This window comes from Lutibacter sp. (assembly GCF_040883305.1).
Classification (GTDB): Bacteria; Bacteroidota; Bacteroidia; order Flavobacteriales; family Flavobacteriaceae; genus Lutibacter.
Genome location: NZ_JBFLKT010000167.1, coordinates 1 through 16,981 on the forward strand (window position 1 = coordinate 1; position 16,981 = coordinate 16,981).

General features: G+C 30.2%; 18 protein-coding genes. 13 read left to right on the forward strand and 5 right to left on the reverse strand.

Translation table 11 applies throughout. The features are described 5' to 3' along the window. The 4 genes from AB1Z17_RS05355 to AB1Z17_RS05370 form a co-directional block, all read left to right on the forward strand. A partial coding sequence (locus AB1Z17_RS05355; protein ID WP_368050765.1) for a UDP binding domain-containing protein occupies positions 1 to 225 on the forward strand: 225 nt, incomplete at its 5' end. A gap of 121 nt (positions 226 to 346) precedes the next feature. Beyond that, positions 347 to 1,678, forward strand: coding sequence for a UDP-glucose/GDP-mannose dehydrogenase family protein (locus tag AB1Z17_RS05360; protein WP_368050766.1), 1,332 nt, complete (start codon positions 347 to 349; stop codon positions 1,676 to 1,678). Positions 1,679 to 1,912: 234 nt separating this feature from the next. Next, complete coding sequence (locus AB1Z17_RS05365; protein WP_368050767.1) at positions 1,913 to 2,881, forward strand: Gfo/Idh/MocA family protein; 969 nt, start codon at positions 1,913 to 1,915, stop codon at positions 2,879 to 2,881. Positions 2,882 to 2,953: 72 nt separating this feature from the next. After that, entirely contained in the window at positions 2,954 to 3,739 is a 786-nt protein-coding gene (locus AB1Z17_RS05370) for an aldose 1-epimerase (protein WP_368050768.1), read from the forward strand. Between the two features lie 67 nt (positions 3,740 to 3,806). Here the strand turns inward: AB1Z17_RS05370 and AB1Z17_RS05375 are convergent, their stop codons facing one another. The 4 genes from AB1Z17_RS05375 to AB1Z17_RS05390 all read right to left on the reverse strand — a co-directional run bounded on the left by AB1Z17_RS05375 (position 3,807) and on the right by AB1Z17_RS05390 (position 8,461). Then, positions 3,807 to 5,387, reverse strand: a complete 1,581-nt coding sequence (locus AB1Z17_RS05375) for a phytoene desaturase family protein (protein ID WP_368050769.1) — start codon at positions 5,385 to 5,387, stop codon at positions 3,807 to 3,809. 749 nt (positions 5,388 to 6,136) lie between these two features. Then, on the reverse strand, positions 6,137 to 7,006 hold the full coding sequence (locus AB1Z17_RS05380; RefSeq protein ID WP_368050770.1) for an alpha/beta hydrolase: 870 nt from the start codon (positions 7,004 to 7,006) through the stop codon (positions 6,137 to 6,139). A gap of 3 nt (positions 7,007 to 7,009) precedes the next feature. After that, on the reverse strand, positions 7,010 to 7,312 hold the full coding sequence (locus AB1Z17_RS05385) for a hypothetical protein (RefSeq protein ID WP_368050771.1): 303 nt from the start codon (positions 7,310 to 7,312) through the stop codon (positions 7,010 to 7,012). An 831-nt stretch (positions 7,313 to 8,143) separates the two neighbouring features. Beyond that, positions 8,144 to 8,461, reverse strand: coding sequence for an antibiotic biosynthesis monooxygenase (locus AB1Z17_RS05390; RefSeq protein ID WP_368050773.1), 318 nt, complete (start codon positions 8,459 to 8,461; stop codon positions 8,144 to 8,146). Between the two features lie 48 nt (positions 8,462 to 8,509). Between AB1Z17_RS05390 and mtaB the strand changes: the two genes are divergently transcribed. The 5 genes from mtaB to AB1Z17_RS05415 all read left to right on the forward strand — a co-directional run bounded on the left by mtaB (position 8,510) and on the right by AB1Z17_RS05415 (position 12,677). Beyond that, positions 8,510 to 9,847, forward strand: a complete 1,338-nt coding sequence (gene mtaB / locus AB1Z17_RS05395) for a tRNA (N(6)-L-threonylcarbamoyladenosine(37)-C(2))-methylthiotransferase MtaB (protein ID WP_368050775.1) — start codon at positions 8,510 to 8,512, stop codon at positions 9,845 to 9,847. Continuing rightward, the gene (locus tag AB1Z17_RS05400; RefSeq protein WP_368050777.1) at positions 9,847 to 10,491 is read left to right on the forward strand and encodes a MarC family protein; all 645 of its coding nucleotides are present in this window, start codon (positions 9,847 to 9,849) and stop codon (positions 10,489 to 10,491) included. Before mtaB ends, AB1Z17_RS05400 begins: the two co-directional genes overlap by 1 nt. Positions 10,492 to 10,499: 8 nt before the next feature. Continuing rightward, positions 10,500 to 11,162, forward strand: a complete 663-nt coding sequence (locus AB1Z17_RS05405; RefSeq protein ID WP_368050778.1) for an alpha/beta hydrolase — start codon at positions 10,500 to 10,502, stop codon at positions 11,160 to 11,162. Between the two features lie 248 nt (positions 11,163 to 11,410). Continuing rightward, positions 11,411 to 11,914 carry a nicotinate-nucleotide adenylyltransferase gene (locus AB1Z17_RS05410; RefSeq protein WP_368050779.1) on the forward strand — a complete coding sequence of 168 codons (504 nt, stop codon included), beginning with the start codon at positions 11,411 to 11,413 and terminating at the stop codon, positions 11,912 to 11,914. Between the two features lie 139 nt (positions 11,915 to 12,053). Continuing rightward, a complete protein-coding gene (locus AB1Z17_RS05415) occupies positions 12,054 to 12,677 on the forward strand; it encodes a hypothetical protein (protein ID WP_368050780.1) in 624 nt (207 codons plus the stop codon). 122 nt (positions 12,678 to 12,799) lie between these two features. On the opposite strand, the gene AB1Z17_RS05420 is transcribed toward AB1Z17_RS05415, so the two are convergent. Next, complete coding sequence (locus AB1Z17_RS05420) at positions 12,800 to 13,729, reverse strand: L,D-transpeptidase (protein WP_368050781.1); 930 nt, start codon at positions 13,727 to 13,729, stop codon at positions 12,800 to 12,802. A 172-nt stretch (positions 13,730 to 13,901) separates the two neighbouring features. Here AB1Z17_RS05420 and AB1Z17_RS05425 point away from each other — a divergent pair, with 172 nt between their 5' ends. The 4 genes from AB1Z17_RS05425 to AB1Z17_RS05440 form a co-directional block, all read left to right on the forward strand. After that, the gene (locus tag AB1Z17_RS05425) at positions 13,902 to 14,684 is read left to right on the forward strand and encodes an MlaE family ABC transporter permease (RefSeq protein WP_368050782.1); all 783 of its coding nucleotides are present in this window, start codon (positions 13,902 to 13,904) and stop codon (positions 14,682 to 14,684) included. Positions 14,685 to 14,686: 2 nt separating this feature from the next. Next, positions 14,687 to 15,427 carry an ABC transporter ATP-binding protein gene (locus AB1Z17_RS05430; protein ID WP_368050783.1) on the forward strand — a complete coding sequence of 247 codons (741 nt, stop codon included), beginning with the start codon at positions 14,687 to 14,689 and terminating at the stop codon, positions 15,425 to 15,427. Between the two features lie 7 nt (positions 15,428 to 15,434). Then, positions 15,435 to 16,421, forward strand: coding sequence for an MlaD family protein (locus AB1Z17_RS05435; RefSeq protein WP_368050784.1), 987 nt, complete (start codon positions 15,435 to 15,437; stop codon positions 16,419 to 16,421). A 132-nt stretch (positions 16,422 to 16,553) separates the two neighbouring features. Continuing rightward, positions 16,554 to 16,981 (forward strand): cob(I)yrinic acid a,c-diamide adenosyltransferase (locus AB1Z17_RS05440; RefSeq protein ID WP_368050785.1); only part of this gene is annotated, 428 nt, incomplete at its 3' end.

The following is a 16,981-nucleotide window of genomic DNA, read 5'->3' on the forward strand; positions in this document are numbered from 1 at the left end:
ACAGATGTTACTATTTTTGATCCTTGGGCAAATATTAGTGAAGTTAAGCTTGAATATGGAATTGAAACGCTTAAAAATATGCCACAAAATAAATTTGATGGAATTGTATTAGCCGTTTCACACAAAGAATTTTTAGATATTGATTTTAGCAAATATTTAAACCCAAAAGGAATTATATACGATGTTAAAGGATTTTTGAATTGTGAAGTACATGGAAAACTTTAAATCCGTATAAATTTTTACTATGGCTTAGCGGAGTATAATCGTATTTTAGAATAAAATTGAAATTAAAAATTGTAACATTTTCAAATTATACAATTAAACAGTAAAAAATAATAAATTAATAATGAAAATAGTAGTAATTGGAACTGGATATGTTGGATTAGTATCAGGTACTTGTTTTTCAGAAATGGGAAATAAAGTTACGTGTGTTGATATAGATACAACTAAAATTGAAAATTTAAAAAAATCTATTTTACCAATTTTTGAACCTGGTTTAGAACCTTTGGTGAAAAAAAATATTGAAAGAGGTACACTACAATTTACAACTGATTTAAAAGACGCATTAACAGACGCTGAAATAGTTTTTATTGCGGTTGGAACTCCTATGGGAGATGACGGATCTGCCGATTTACAATACGTATTAAAAGTTGCTAAAAATATTGGTGCATTCATGCAAAAAAGATTGGTAATTGTAGATAAATCAACCGTACCTGTTGGTACCGCCGATAAAGTAAAAGCAACCATTCAAAAAGAACTTGATAAAAGAGGTGTTAACTTAGCGTTTGATATGGTTTCAAATCCTGAATTTTTGAAAGAAGGAGCAGCGATTAGCGATTTTATGAAACCAGACCGAGTGGTTATTGGATATGAAAGCAAAAAGGCATTAGAAAAAATGAAGCAATTATACACGCCTTTTTGTATGTCACACGAACGCTTTATTGCAATGGACATTCGTTCTGCTGAAATGACCAAATATGCAGCAAATGCAATGTTGGCGACAAAAATTTCGTTTATGAATGAAATTGCAAATATTTGTGAAAAAGTGGGTGCAGATGCAAATCAAGTTCGCATTGGAATAGGCTCAGACAATAGAATTGGGTATAGTTTTATTTACCCAGGTTGTGGTTATGGAGGTTCTTGCTTTCCAAAAGATGTAAAAGCATTAAAAAAAATTGCTGAAGATCATAATTATACTCCTAAACTAATAACCTCTGTTGAAGAGGTTAATGATGCTCAAAAGTTAGTTATTTCACAAAAAATTGTAAAAAAATATGGTACAGATTTAACAGGAAAAGTATTTGCAGTTTGGGGCTTGGCATTTAAACCAGGAACTGACGATATGCGGGAAGCTCCAGCAATTTACATTATAAAAGAATTGGTGAAAAGAGGTGCTAAAATTCAAGCTTATGATCCAAAAGCAATGGAAGAAGCTAAACTTTTTTATTTAAAAGATGTTAAAAATGTTGAATATGTAAATTCTAAATACGATACACTTAACAATGCAGATGCCATGTTATTATTAACCGAATGGAAAGAGTTTCGTTCTCCAGATTTCGAAGAAATTAAAAAACAATTAAAAACACCAGTTATTTTTGATGGAAGAAACCAATACAATATTTTTAATCTAGAAGAAAAAGGATTTGAATATTTCCAAATTGGTAAAGCTGATAGATAAGATAAATAGTCAAAAGTTGAAAAGTTTACGATGGCTGAGCGGAGACGAAACAATAATTTAGAATAAAATTTAAGTTGCTGTTGCAGAGGTTCGAAGTTAGAAAGCTTGATTCAGAACATCTTTACGAAGAAGTGTTTGTAATGCAATGAAAAATACGACTGCGACAATCTCATTTTTCTTAGTTAGAATGTTGTAGAATTATACAATTGAACGTTTAAACAATACAAAATACAAATGAAAAATTTCGCATTAATTGGAGCAAGTGGGTATATAGCTCCACGACATATGAAAGCAATTAAAGAAACTAATAATAATTTAGTTGCTGCTTTAGATAAATTCGATAGTGTTGGAATTATAGATAGCTATTTTCCAAATGCAGATTTTTTTACAGAATTTGAGCGTTTTGACCGTCATATTTCAAAATTAAAATACGAGCAACATAAAAAGCTAGACTATGTAAGTATTTGTACACCAAATTACTTACACGATGCTCATATTCGTTTTGCATTAAGACATGGAGCAGATGCTATTTGTGAAAAACCATTAGTTTTAAACCCATGGAATATAGATGCCTTAGCTCAAATTGAGAAAGAAACTGGCAATAAAATTTATAATATTTTACAGCTAAGAGTACATCCTAGTATTATTGCCTTAAAAGAAAAAATAGGAAACGGACCAAAAGATAAAATTTACGATGTTGATTTAACTTATTTAACATCGCGCGGACATTGGTATTACACTTCCTGGAAAGGTGATGTATCAAAATCTGGTGGAATTGCTACCAATATTGGTGTTCACTTTTTTGATATGCTCTCTTGGATTTTTGGAGATTTGAAACAAAATACCGTTCATATAAATACCCACGATAGGTCTGCTGGATATTTAGAATTTGAAAAAGCACGGGTTCGTTGGTTTTTATCAATAAATTATGATGTATTACCAGAGGAAATTAAAGCAAAAGGACAACGCACCTACCGATCAATTACTATTGAAGGTGAAGAATTAGAATTTAGTGGTGGATTTACAGATTTGCATACAGTTTCTTATCAAGAAATATTAAATGGAAACGGTTATGGATTAGAAGCACCGCGTCAGGCAATTGAAATTGTTCATAATATTCGGCACGCACAACCTATTGGAGCAAAAGGCGAATTTCATCCGTTTGTAAAAAAAACATTGGCAAAACATCCTTTTGAGAAATAAATATTATAATAGTACCTCATAAAACTTCCTATTTACTTAGAATGGTCTCAACAAATATTAAAAATGGTATAGATGATATTAATTAGTGAAGATAAAAATTCAATTGTAAAAATTGAAAAAGGAGAATTAATAAGCTATAAAAAAAATGGCGAAGAATTAATGCATCAAAAAGGGAATCCTGGTTGGCGAAATTCTGACAGCGAAATGTTTCCTATAATTGGTCCAACTGAAGCTAACAGCTTTATTGTTACTACTCCAAAAGGAAACTATAATCAAGATCAACATGGACTTTTGAGAGAGTTAGATTATACCATTTTACACCAAGATGATACCAGTTTTGTTTTAAAAAAAAAATATGCTGCTTATACGGCTATAGAAAATTCAAAATATCCAGATAAATCAACGGTTCGCTTAGTTTCTTGGCCTTATAGTTTTAATTTTCAGAAAAAATTTGATTTAAAAAATGATGCGTTAAAAATTTCATTTGAAATTAGAGCTGAAAAAGGAATGCCATTTATGTTTGGTTACCATCCTGCTTTTATGTTGCAAGGAAATTTAGATGAAATTATTGTTTTTAACAACCAACCTGTATCTATTCCTGCCATTATTAAAGGAGGAAATACCGCCTACCCTATTTTAAATTCGGATGAAATTCAGTTGATTAAAAAAAGTGGCTACAACTTATCCATTAAAACAACAGGTTTCAACAATTTTATGTTATGGACACCAGTGCCTAATATGTTGTGCATTGAACCCATTACAACATATCCCTATACTGAAGGTTCGTTGCTTTCGAAAGAATTATTTAACAGTTCCAATGGTATAGATAATTTTGAGCTTGAGATTACACCTTTTTAATATTTTGAAACTTAAATTGGATTTTTATTTCTTGAAACGATCTTTTAAATCACCTTTTTATCTTTAACTAAACCTTTTTTAATATATTTTTTCCAGTTATCGCCATAGACGTTAACACCCCTGAAAACATAGCACCTCCTACTCCTGCGGTAACAATATCCTGACCAGTGAGGTAGAAATTTTTAATAGGTGTGCGTGGTTTTAAAAAGGATTGTCTAAATCTGGAAGGACCATGATCCAACCCGTAAATTTCTCCTTTTTCATAATTCACAAAATGTTGTGTTGTAAGTGGTGTAGAAAGCTCGTAACAATTTATTTTCCCTTTTACTTGCGGCAATTGTTTGTATAACTCATTTAATAAACGTTGCGCAAATGCTTCTTTAAGTGTTTTATAATCATCCCCTCTTTTCATCCAAGAAGATTTTTCCCACTTCTCAAAGGTTTCATAAGGAATTAAAGTAATAATATCAATGGTACTTTTACCTGGATATCGATTAGACCAATCTGGGTCTTTGGCGGATGGAAAAGAAAGATACACTACAGGAAATGGTTGCGACAAATCTTCTAAATAGTTTTTCACACAAGTATCGTGATCACCTTCTGCAGGATATACCCAGTAATTGGTTTTTGGAAGTTCTAATTCTTCTGGCGTTCCTTCTAAACCAATATACAAACTTGCGTGTGCCACCGATTTTTTTACTTTTTGTAACTGCTGTTTTAACCGGTATTTTTGAACTGTTGCTTTTGGTAGTAATTTGTTATAGGTGATCATAATACCGGCATTGCTTACTATGTTTTTAGCATAGAATTTTTTACCATCTTTCATTAAAACACCTTTGGCTTTGTTTTTTTCAATAAGCACTTGTTCTACTTCGGCATTTATTAAAATAGTGCCGCCAGCAGCCGCTATTACTGGCGCAATTGTTTTTACAATTTGCGAGGAGCCTCCAATTGGGAAACTTCCTCCATCAAAATAATGGCGCGCTACGGAAGCGTGCATATAAAAACTGCTCTGTTTTGGAGCCAACCCATAATCGCCATATTGCCCAGATAATACCTTTATCAGGGTTTCATTGTTGGTTAAAGAACTTAATACTTCATAGGTTGTTTTATCGGCGAATTTGTAAAATGGCTTTTTAAGATAACCTCCTAGTGTCTTTTCTAAGAAAGGAGGCATCGCTTTGCTCATATAGTAGTTTTTACTTGTTTTTACCGCTTTAAAAACCAAATCTACATACGAATGAATCGCCTGCTCTTCTTCTGGAAAATAGGAAATGAGCTGTTTCTTAAAATTGGTCACTCCTTTTACAAAATCGTAGTGTTGATCTCCAATTACTATTTTGTCGTACACCTCTCCTATATCAGCCCATTTTAATTCGCTGTTGCTCAAATAATTAAATAATTTTCTGAGGATACTATTTTCACGCTGCATTTCACCTATATAATGAATTCCTACATCCCATTCATAGTCTTTTCGTTTAAAAACATGTGTAAAACCACCAGCGGTATAATGCCGCTCCAACACCAACACTTTTTGACCTTCTTTAGCTAAAATAGCTGCTGTGGACAAACCCCCCATTCCAGATCCTATAATAATAGTATCGTATGTTTCCTGTAATGTTGGTTGCTGTTTGTAGGATTGAATCATCTGGTTAATTTTTTAACCAATGTACAAAATAGAAATTACTTTTTTTCAATTCAAATCGATTGGTTTTCCCGTTATCCTATTAACCGTCATTGCGACTGAAAGGAAGCAATCTCATGATTGGTACGTCAAAGTATTAGATTACTTCGTCGTAAAAACTCCTAGTAATGACGGATTAAGTTATTTTTTTGCAATAAAAAACCAACACCGCCTTTTTATAGTTGTATTAGTTTTTAATTTTTTTTGGGTAAATCGCACTATTTCATAGTAATACAAGGGAATTATTGCCCGTGATTCCATTACCAAACTATCTGTTTTTTGATTTAGAGCACGTCTTTTTAAATTATCGGTTATAGTAATTGAACGTTCATATAGTGAGTCAAATTCTGCAGAACTATAATACGTGTAATTAGGTCCGTATGGCGCGAAATTTTTACCATAATAATTAAATAATTCTCAGCATCTGGATAATCAGCAACCCAACTTCCAATAAAATACTTAATTTACTTGTTACTTTGTTTGCCGTAATAATGTATGAAATAGAGTAACTTCAATGAATACAAAGCTTAATTTCAATATAATTTCTCTCTTTTTAATTTCGAAAAACCGCTCAATTTAATGACGTTCAAGACGTTTCAAAAATATAAAATAGGCATTTAATAACACTCTTAAACAAAAAAACTCCTCAAAAGATGAGGAGTTTTAATCTAAAGAAGCCTTGACTTCGGACTTTTTAAAAAGGGAAATCTCTCTTAATTCATATGTTCTGAACAAAATGCAAACGAAAACTCAAATCTAGAAAACATTTTATTGAAATGCCCTCCATCAAATTGTTCTGTTGTATTAGGAATTCCATAAGCATCTAATTTTTGTTTAAAGGCCAAGGTCATCTGATTCATTCCTAGTTCGTCAAATGCTCCAGCATCCATATAAACACCTCCCAAGCTACTAAAATTAGTATAATAGGAGTCCAACATTGTAAATACATCGTGCTCTAACCATCTATTTCTTACTTCCAGTATCACCGCACCAGAAGGATATTCAAAAGGAAGATCAACATAAAAAGGAGGATTATTGAGATTAGGAGACCAGGCTGAACTCATGGCATAACCTGCGCTTGTTAAGAATTTTGTAGGATCAGGACCAATAAACCCATCTGGGTTTTCTGCCACAACAACTTGACCCAAAGCCAATACGCCATCAAGATACAATAACCCACTATGGCTCGCAACTACACCAAATACATCAGGATGCAACATCCCTAATTTTATGGCGGCATAACCACCCTGAGAATTACCTATAACAGATCTACCGTTAGGGCTATTGATTGTTCTGTAGTTCTTGTCCATGTAACTTACAACATCTTCAACTATAAAATCCTCAAAGTTCCCATTTAAAATAGAGTTGGTATAAAAACTGAAACCATACATCTCACTAGCCGCATTGGGCATAACAATAATCATTGGTTCAATAATTTCAGCTTGTATCAATCCATCTACCCATTCACGAAAACCTTCTTCAGGAAAATCAGGATATTCCTGAAATGGCATTGGGTCGCCAATCCAAGGATCCCAAGTTTTTATATCGATATACGCTTTTTCTGAAAAAGGTAATGCATGCACTAGTTAAATAACCGGATATACTTTATCTCCATGTTTTTCGTAGCCAGGTGGCGTATAGATTTGCAATTTTCTAATTGGAGTATTTCCAATTACATTGTTTATAAGTGATTCACTAGTAAATACTCTATTTTGTAATTTACTCTTATGAATAATTAATTCGTTCTTTTGAAAAGATTCTTGACCCTTCTGAACGGTTAGATCAACTTGTTTGTTATCCTGAATATTTGGATCAATTAAATCATCCTCACAAGACCAGAATATCATTATGGCTGCAATCAATCCAATAATAAAAATTATTTTTTTCATAATATTTTATTTATAAATGTGGTTATTATAATTTTTAATTTAAAAACAATTAATATGAGGTTTACAATTTTCTGGGGAAAAATAAATGAAAAGAATACTAAAATTAAATATATTTTTTTCAAAGGTTCAATGCAAACCTCTATATAAATACAATAAACTGAAATGATATTAATCAATTCATTTAATGTTTATTATCATGAATTAGAAATAAATTCATGATATCAAACAATTCAATTACTAATTATTTCCAATTAATAAAAAATAAAGATTTGAACGACGTTATTTTTTTGAAAGATATTTAGTCCCATTTTTAAACCGCCTTAAATTAAATGTTTTGCGTAACAAACAAGCACTAAAACATATAGGTTTTTAATGAAAAAAAGTGCCATAATTAAATTGTTACGATTATATCAAAGAATAAAACAACAATGCATAACCAGAAGACCTTCAGCTCAATTCATAGTGATGCCGTAAATTTCTGTAATCGTTATAAAATTTCTTTTTGAAGTATTAATACAGCAGAGTATTTTAGAAGCTAAAACACTTATTTATTTTAAAATTATAGGCTATTCTTTATTTAAACTAGTACTTTAATTCCCTGAATTACTGTTTATTTACCCTTTCTAAATTCAATAAATTTACTGGATTGATTCCTAAACCTGTAACATTTTTTTCGGGTAAAACGCACTATTTCATAGTAATACAAGGGAATTATAGCCCATGTTTCCATTACCAAACTATCCATTTTTTGATACAAAACGCGTCGTTTTAAATTATCTGTTAAAGTTATAGAAAGTTCATGTAGTTCATCAAATTCTGGCGAGCCAATAGCTATTTCTCAAAACCATATTCATGTTCCACTTTACAAATTCGTAATTGATATTTTTTATACCACAATGTTCTTCCCTTTTTACGTGCTTCTGTATGTTCAAAATTATTTTTCCATTTTCTAATGGCTTCCAAACTTTCCCAGTATGAAACTGTGATTCCAATTTCATTTCTTGCCGACTCAATACCTAAATAGCCTTCTTGTAATTTTGCCAAATCTTCCATTCTTTGGGCAGTTTCGGTATAACCTTCATTAACAGTAGTTCTTATTGTAGAAAAAATCACGGCGTAATAAGGTGGTTTTGGAGTTTTAGTAATCATATTATAAAAATAAAATTCTGTACTTTTGCATCCGATAAATGTACAAGAATGAGCGCACAAAAAAAAGTGGCATTTTACACACTGGGATGTAAACTTAATTTTTCTGAAACTTCTACCATAGCGCGTAACTTTCAAAATGAAGGTTTTAATCGTGTAGAATTTGATGAATTAGCTGATATTTATGTAATTAACACGTGTTCTGTAACCGATAATGCAGATAAACGTTTTAAATCAATAGTTAAAAATGCACTAAAAAAAAATGAGAATGCTTTTTTAATTGCTATTGGTTGTTATGCACAGTTAAAACCTGAAGAACTAGCCGCTGTTGATGGTGTGGATATGGTGTTGGGTGCTACTGAAAAATTTAAAGTTACAGACTATATTAACGACCTTTCCAAAAATGAAATGGGCGAAGTGCATTCTTGTGAAATTGAAGAAGCCGACTTTTATGTTGGCTCCTACTCTATTGGAGATAGAACCCGTGCCTTTTTAAAGGTGCAAGATGGCTGCGATTATAAATGTACGTATTGTACAATTCCTTTAGCTCGTGGAATTTCACGAAGTGATGCATTGGCAAATGTGTTAAAAAATGCAAAAGAAATTTCAGAAAAAGGCATTAAAGAAATTGTACTTACTGGTGTAAATATTGGTGATTATGGTAAAGGTGAATTTGGGAACAAAAAGCACGATCACACTTTTTTTGAATTGGTAAAAGCATTAGATACTGTTGATGGTATTCACCGTTTACGAATCTCTTCTATTGAACCAAATTTATTAACAAACGAAACTGTAGAATTTGTTTCTAAATCGAATAGTTTTGTACCGCATTTTCATATTCCATTACAAAGTGGTAGCGATAAATTGTTAAAATTAATGAAGCGTCGTTATTTAAAAGAAACTTATACAAACCGTGTTGAAGCAATTAAAAAAACAATGCCAAATGCATGTATTGGTGTTGATGTAATTGTTGGTTTTCCAGGTGAAACTGACGAACATTTTTTAGAAACTTACAACTACTTAAATGAGTTAGATATTTCTTATTTACACGTTTTCACATATTCCGAAAGGCCAAATACAGCGGCTGTTGAAATGGAAGGTGTAGTTTCAAAAAAAACACGTACTAAACGCAGTAAAATGTTAAGAGGCTTATCTGTTAAAAAAAGAAGAGCTTTTTATGAAAGTCAGCTTGGAAATGACCTAATAGTACTTTTTGAAAGTGAAAATAAAGAAGGATTTATTCACGGATTTACAGAAAATTATGTAAAAGTTAAAACACCTTGGAATCCTGAATTGGTAAATACACTTCAAAAAATAAAGCTAACAGAAATTGATGAGGACGGAGTAGTGCGTTTTAATTGGATAACCGAACCAAAATTTGTTTTATAATGACAGAAGATATGTACACTATAGGATTGCTAATATTTACTTCGTTTTTTACGTTGATAAATCCATTAAGTTCAATGCCTGTTTTTATGACAATGACAGTGAATTTAAGTCCAAAAATGCGAAGAAAAACAGCTAAAAAAGCAACCTTGGTTGCCTTTTTTACATTATTAATTTTTGCTTTTTCAGGACAAATTCTCTTTAACTTTTTTGGTATCTCTGTAAATAGTTTTAGAATAGTTGGAGGTGTAATTTTCTTTGCAATGGGTTGGGATATGTTGCAAGCACGTTTAGCACATATGAAACATACAGATGACGAAAATAAAATTGACGCCTACGTTGACGATATTTCAATAACTCCATTAGCCATACCTATGATTTGCGGTCCTGGGGCAATAACAAATGCCATTGTATTAATGGAAGATGCTGTTACAGTTCCTCAAAAAATATTATTAGTTTCAATTATAGCGGTTGTATTAATTCTAACCTATTTAATATATGTTGGTGGAAGTAAAATTATTGGATTTTTAGGTGAAACTGGAAATAAAGTAATGATGCGCTTAATGGGATTAATTGTGATGGTTATTGCAGTTGAATTTTTCTTTAGCGGTTTAAAACCTATTATATTAGGAATGCTTCAAAACTAATGACTATTATGAATGAAAAAAAAATTCATATTTATTTTGTGCCTGGATTGGCTGCAAGTTCAAAAATATTTGAATACTTAAAATTTCCAGAAGACAGGTTTAAATTGCATTTTTTAGAATGGTTGCTACCACTTTCTGAAAAAGAAAAAATTGAAGATTATGCAAAAAGAATGGCAGCTTTAGTTACAGAAGAAAACCCTGTTTTAGTCGGAGTTTCTTTTGGTGGTATTATTGTGCAAGAAATGAGCAAACATTTACAGGTTAAAAAAATAATTTTAATTTCTAGTCTTAAAAACAAACACGAATTACCAAATCGCCTAAAACTAATTCAAAAAACAAAAGCATATAAATTATTCCCTTCAAAATCAATTAAAAATTTAGAAGATTTTTCTTCCTATGCTTTTGGAGATTTCGCTAAAAAAAGAGTAAAATTATACAAAGAATATCTCTCCGTTAGAGATGCCAAGTATTTAGATTGGGCTATTTATAATGTGCTAAATTGGAAACAAGAAAAAAGCTTGGAAAACGTATTACATATTCAGGGAGATGATGACCATATATTTCCAATTAAACATATAAAAAACTGTATTCCAATTGAAAAAGGAACTCATATAATGATTTTAAATAAGGCAAAAACAATTAGTAAAATAATTATTGACGCTTTAACTTAGATAAATTTAGTTATCCTAAAATAGTTATAAACTTCAACTATTATTTTGTATCGTTTTTTTGTATTTGCTATTGCTCGCAAATTAAATCTAACATAATTATCAATTCATTTACTTTCAAAACCTAATAATTATCAATTTGCTAATTGATTAGTATCATTTTAAAAACAATTTAGGTTACATAATTTTAGAATAATAAAACTTAGAGTATATGTTATTATACTTATTTATTAATTAAAATAAATAGAATTATGAAAAAAATAATTATTGGTTTATTACTTGTTGGATTTGCCATCCAATCTTTTGCTCAGATAAAAACTGAAAAATTATCTGAAGTTGTGATTTCAGCAACAAATTATAAGTATTTAAATAAAGTAGGATTAGAAAATGCTTCTATACCTGTAACTTTATTAGAACAAAAAGTTGCCAGTTTCGATTTAAAGAATGCAGAGTTTTATCGTGATGATTTCGATACGTATTCTGTAGATTTTTACATTCCTGATGGTCATATTCTTGCTGCTTATGATAGAGATGGTAATATATTACATACTGTAGAAAAATTTAAAGATGTAGCCTTACCAAGAGCTGTTATAGAATCGGTTGCAAAACAATATCCTAACTGGATATTTAAAAAAGATGTGTATTTAGTTTCTTATCATGATAATAAAGGAGTTACTAAAAAATACAAAATTACTTTAGAAAATGATGATAAACGTATTAGAGTAAAAACAGATGCTGAAGGAAATTTTTTATAAATTAAAATAACTATTAATTACTTGTTAAATTGGCCTGTTGATATATAAAAAATCAATTTCGACAGGCCAATTTAACTATGAAATCAATTTACTTTTTTGAGATAGCCAAATTTTTAGTATCACTTTTTACAGTATTAAAATGGTTAAATACGGTTACATTATCTTCCTCTTTTTATGTGTAAGTTGCCATACTGCAAAAACCACACATAGTTATAAAAATGAGCAATATCAAAACTACCATCCAAATAAAATACTAATACTTGGTGTTACTCCAAGTTTAGAAGCTAAAACTATTTACGAGCGTGAATTAAAAAAAGCACTCAACAAAAGAAATATAGAAGCTTTTGAAGCTTCAGAAGTCTTAAGTCCTGCATTTAGTGCTAATAAACAAGAAGAAATTGCAATAGAAAAAGAAGTAAAATATTTAAGAAATTTAGGTTTTGATGCAATAATTATGGCAGCTATTAAAGGTTTTGATGAAAAAACACCATTTGATGGTGCAATATTTAAAATTGACGATTCTTTCTTTGGATTTGAAAACTACTATTTCTTAAATCAAGATATTTATTACAACAGAGATTATTTTATTAAATACAACGTGTATCATTTAGAAGTTTCGTTATATAACCTAACAAGTAAAAATGAAAAAACACTGGTTTGGATAGGAAATTATGATATTGTAGACCCTCAAAAAATAAGTGAAACAGTTAAAAAATGTGTTCGTAAAATTTTAAAATCTCTTGAAAAAGAGGAACTTATTTAATACAAGTATTACGTGTCAAGTATCTGGTTTCAAATTACAAACTACCTGATTAACAGATCTGTTCGCTAGATTCGTATGGAAAAGGGAAAACCAAAAAAATGATTGCAGACTTTAAAACTTCATTATTTAATTTTATATCCATAAATATTTTTAAAGTGAATTGTATCTCCTATATTATTTACAACACTTAAATCGTATCTAATTACAACTTTTGCATTAATTGGCGCATAGTAATATATAATCCAAGCATCGCCTTCTTTGGTTCCAATACACCCATTTGAATACGCCTTACTTAATGTATTTGGATTTGTAGTTGGATGAATTAATTGTCCATTCCTAACACCATTAATCTCAGTTTCAATCCAAGGAATTTGAGGTAATTTGGTGAGCTTATCATCATCTCTTCGTGTTAAAAAATATTGACGTCCAGTTGCCGGGTTGTAATAATCAGGATCTTTAACATGATTTACAATAGTACCCATTCCTGTTTTAGTTTTTAAATCTGTTACCCTATCACCCATTCTTAAATATTTTTTTTCGTTGCGTCCAACTCTAACAGGAAAATCGTATAAAATAACTGAATCCATACAAACACGAAGTTTATATTCTGGAATATTAATATCTAAAAATGTACTATTAAAAATGGTTAAAAGTGAGTCTATGGCAGTTGAATCCGGGACTAATAATTGATCTCCTGTTTTTAAGACAATCATTTCTTTTTGATTGTAAACAAACGAATCTTTTTCAATCATACTATAATAATCTGTAGCAGCTAAAGAATCGATTATCCAAGGATTAAAGCGTACAAATAAATGTTCTGTTAAATTATAACTTTCGGTTTCATTTATGCTTTTTACAACTGAATCTAAATAATTGAAGTAATTTTTAATCTTTACATTTTTTTGTAGTATTATAGATTTTAAAGTTTTTAAAACTTTAGGCTCTTCAGTAACTTCAAACCAAATACTAGTTATATTTCTGAAATTAAAAAAAAGGGTAGAAAACAATAAAAATACAATAACATTTTTCAAAATTAGCTTTGTAGGAATCATCTAAATATTCTTAAAAATCAACTTTTAACCTTTATGAAAATTAGTTTAAAAGAAATTGATTTTATATAACGAATATCATTATCTAGTAATTTTTGATAACTAAAAATTGAGGAATATCATTTTAATAAATGATAAAGCATTCTATATTTGATAAGTGATAAATACTTCATTTATGTCAATTTCACATAAAATAGTACAAAAAACAAAAGATTTTTTACTAGAAATTGGTGAACTTGCTTATTTTGCCAAACGTTTTTTTAAAGAAGTTTTTACAAAACCGTTTGAATTTAAAGAACTTTTATTACAAAGCTACAAAATGGGAAACCAATCACTACTTTTGGTTGGTATTACTGGCTTTATTTTAGGCTTGGTTTTTACGCTGCAATCTAGACCAACATTAATGGAATTTGGAGCAGCATCTTGGATGCCTTCAATGGTAAGTATTTCAATTGTACGTGAACTTGGTCCTGTAATAATTGCGTTAATTTGTGCTGGTAAACTGAGTTCTGGTATTGGAGCAGAATTAGGTTCAATGCGCGTAACAGAACAAATTGATGCCATGGAAGTATCAGGTACCAATCCGTTTAAATTTTTAGTTGTTACACGTATATTAGCTGTTACATTAACACTGCCACTTCTTGTAATTTTTGGTGATACAATTGCCTTATTTGGTTCTGCACTTATCGAAAATTTAAAAGGAGATGTATCTTTTCAACTCTATTTTAATAAAGTATTTAATGCCCTCAAATTCTCCGATATAATACCTGCAACTATTAAAACATTTTTTTTTGGGTTTGCTATTGGATTGGTTGGTTGCTTTAAAGGTTACTACTGTAAAAAAGGCACTGTAGGTGTTGGTGAAGCATCAAATACAGCAGTAGTTTATGCCTCCATGTTGCTATTTATATTAGATTTTATTGCAGTGTTTATTTCTGATATTTTCTTTGAAATTTAACAATGAAAAAACAAGAAAACATAACGCCAATTTTAAAAATTACAGACTTAAAAAAAAGTTTTGGAGATAACCATGTATTAAATGGCTTTTCAATGAATTTATATGAAGCCGAAAACCTTGTTTTAATGGGGAAATCTGGTTCTGGAAAATCTGTTATGATAAAATGTGTTGTAGGCTTAATGCAAGCAGATGCTGGAACTATTGAAATTATGGGAAAAGATATTACCACCTTATCTCAAAAAGAATTTAATAATTTACGAACACAAATTGGTTTTTTATTTCAAGGAAGTGCACTCTATGATTCTATGACTGTTCGAGAAAATTTGGAATTCCCTTTAAGAAAGTTTCCAGAATATGCCAATAAAAGCGAACAATTAGTACTGGAAGCGTTGGAAAGTGTTGGACTAAAAAACGCTATTGATTTAATGCCTGAAGAACTTTCTGGAGGAATGAAAAGAAGAATTGCACTTGCAAGGGCCATTATTTTGCGACCTAAAATTATTATTTACGACGAGCCAACAACTGGTTTGGACCCAATAACAGCAAAAGAAATTATACAATTAATGATAGGAATTCAACAAAAGTTTAAAACATCATCCTTAATAATTACACACGATATGGATTGTGCCAGAGTTATTTCTAACAGAATGATTTTATTAATTGATGGCATCAATTATATCGAAGGTACTTACACTAAACTCGCTGCTTCTAAAGACAAAAAAGTACAAGAATTTTTTAAATAGCAATAATATGAAAAAATCAAATTCACAAAAAATAAGATTAGGGTTGTTTATAATTCTTAGTACACTTTTTTTAATTATAGCACTTTATTATATTGGAAATAGGCAAAATTTGTTTGGTAAAACATTTAGAATTAGTGCTGTTTTTAACAATGTTAATGGTCTAATATTAGGTAATAATGTTCGCTATTCTGGTATAAATGTAGGTACTGTAAAAACTATAAATATGATAAATGATACTACTATTTGTGTTGATATGATTATTGAGGATAAATTTTTAAAACATATTAAAAATAATGCAGTAGCAGGTATTAGTTCAGATGGTTTGGTTGGTAGTATGGTAATAAATATTGCTCCTAAAAAAGAAAATGCACCGCCACTTAAACCAGGAGACACCATAAAATCTTATAGTAAAATATCTACAAATGATATGTTGGAGACATTAAATACTACAAATGATAATATGTCTTTACTTACCTCCGATTTGCTAAAAATTACAACTTCAATAAAAACTGGAAAAGGAACTTTAGGGATGTTAATTAACGATTCTACAGTAGCAATGGGTTTAAAAAATACCATTGCTAACATACAAACTGCCAGTAAAAGTGCTTCAAAATCTCTTAACGAATTTAATAAAATTATAAAAGCAGTAAATTACGATAAAAGCCTAGCAGCTGTGCTATTAAGTGATTCAATAGCCGCTACTGAAATGAAATCTATAATACACAATTTAAATACCACTAGTAGTGAAATTGATTCTGTGATTACTTCTATAAATGAGTTAGTTTTAAATATAAAAAATGGAGATGGCGCATTAAATTATTTGGTAAATGATACCCTTCTCGTAAAAAATATTGATGAAACAACCAAGAATATTAAAGATGGAAGTATCCTGTTAAATGAAAACTTAGAAGCTTTAAAACATAATTTTTTCTTTAGAGGTTATTTTAAAAAACTTGAAAGACAAAAAGCCCGAGAAAAAAGGCGTGAGAATTGAGAAGTTTTTCGTGAGACGCTTTTCTTGAGATGTGAAAATTCTTCAATTACAAGCTACTTCATACCCAATACCTGATGCCAAATACCAACAAAACTTTGTATCTTTGCAACTTTTAACTATTAAAATAACATCATGAAAATATATACAAAAACTGGAGATAAAGGAAAAACATCATTATTTGGTGGTACAAGAGTTCCAAAATACCATTTGCGCATAGAATCTTATGGTACTGTTGATGAATTAAACTCTTATATTGGTCTTATTCGTGATCAAAAAATTGATGAATATACATCCCATGTGCTCATAAAAATTCAAAGCGAATTGTTTACTTTGGGAGCAATGTTAGCCACTCCTCCAGAAAAAAAAGTTTTAAAAAGTGGTAAAGAACGCCTTAATATTAATAAAATTGATATAAAGTCTATAGAGTTATTAGAGGTTGAAATGGATAATATGAATGAAAACCTTCCTCCTATGACAAATTTTGTATTACCAGGCGGACATACAACCGTGTCATTTTGTCATATAGCCCGTTGTATCTGTAGAAGAGCAGAACGTTTAGT

Excerpts from the sequence above, each read along its gene's own strand:
- AB1Z17_RS05435 (WP_368050784.1), top strand. The coding sequence starts at position 15,435 with ATGAAAAAATCAAATTCACAAAAAATAAGATTAGGGTTGTTTATAATT.
- AB1Z17_RS05390 (WP_368050773.1), bottom strand. The coding sequence starts at position 8,461 with ATGATTACTAAAACTCCAAAACCACCTTATTACGCCGTGATTTTTTCT.
- mtaB (WP_368050775.1), top strand. The coding sequence starts at position 8,510 with ATGAGCGCACAAAAAAAAGTGGCATTTTACACACTGGGATGTAAACTT.
- AB1Z17_RS05410 (WP_368050779.1), top strand. The coding sequence starts at position 11,411 with ATGAAAAAAATAATTATTGGTTTATTACTTGTTGGATTTGCCATCCAA.
- AB1Z17_RS05420 (WP_368050781.1), bottom strand. The coding sequence starts at position 13,729 with ATGATTCCTACAAAGCTAATTTTGAAAAATGTTATTGTATTTTTATTG.
- AB1Z17_RS05425 (WP_368050782.1), top strand. The coding sequence starts at position 13,902 with ATGTCAATTTCACATAAAATAGTACAAAAAACAAAAGATTTTTTACTA.
- AB1Z17_RS05415 (WP_368050780.1), top strand. The coding sequence starts at position 12,054 with ATGGTTAAATACGGTTACATTATCTTCCTCTTTTTATGTGTAAGTTGC.
- AB1Z17_RS05405 (WP_368050778.1), top strand. The coding sequence starts at position 10,500 with ATGAATGAAAAAAAAATTCATATTTATTTTGTGCCTGGATTGGCTGCA.
- AB1Z17_RS05385 (WP_368050771.1), bottom strand. The coding sequence starts at position 7,312 with ATGAAAAAAATAATTTTTATTATTGGATTGATTGCAGCCATAATGATA.
- AB1Z17_RS05400 (WP_368050777.1), top strand. The coding sequence starts at position 9,847 with ATGACAGAAGATATGTACACTATAGGATTGCTAATATTTACTTCGTTT.
- AB1Z17_RS05360 (WP_368050766.1), top strand. The coding sequence starts at position 347 with ATGAAAATAGTAGTAATTGGAACTGGATATGTTGGATTAGTATCAGGT.
- AB1Z17_RS05430 (WP_368050783.1), top strand. The coding sequence starts at position 14,687 with ATGAAAAAACAAGAAAACATAACGCCAATTTTAAAAATTACAGACTTA.
- AB1Z17_RS05365 (WP_368050767.1), top strand. The coding sequence starts at position 1,913 with ATGAAAAATTTCGCATTAATTGGAGCAAGTGGGTATATAGCTCCACGA.
- AB1Z17_RS05375 (WP_368050769.1), bottom strand. The coding sequence starts at position 5,387 with ATGATTCAATCCTACAAACAGCAACCAACATTACAGGAAACATACGAT.
- AB1Z17_RS05370 (WP_368050768.1), top strand. The coding sequence starts at position 2,954 with ATGATATTAATTAGTGAAGATAAAAATTCAATTGTAAAAATTGAAAAA.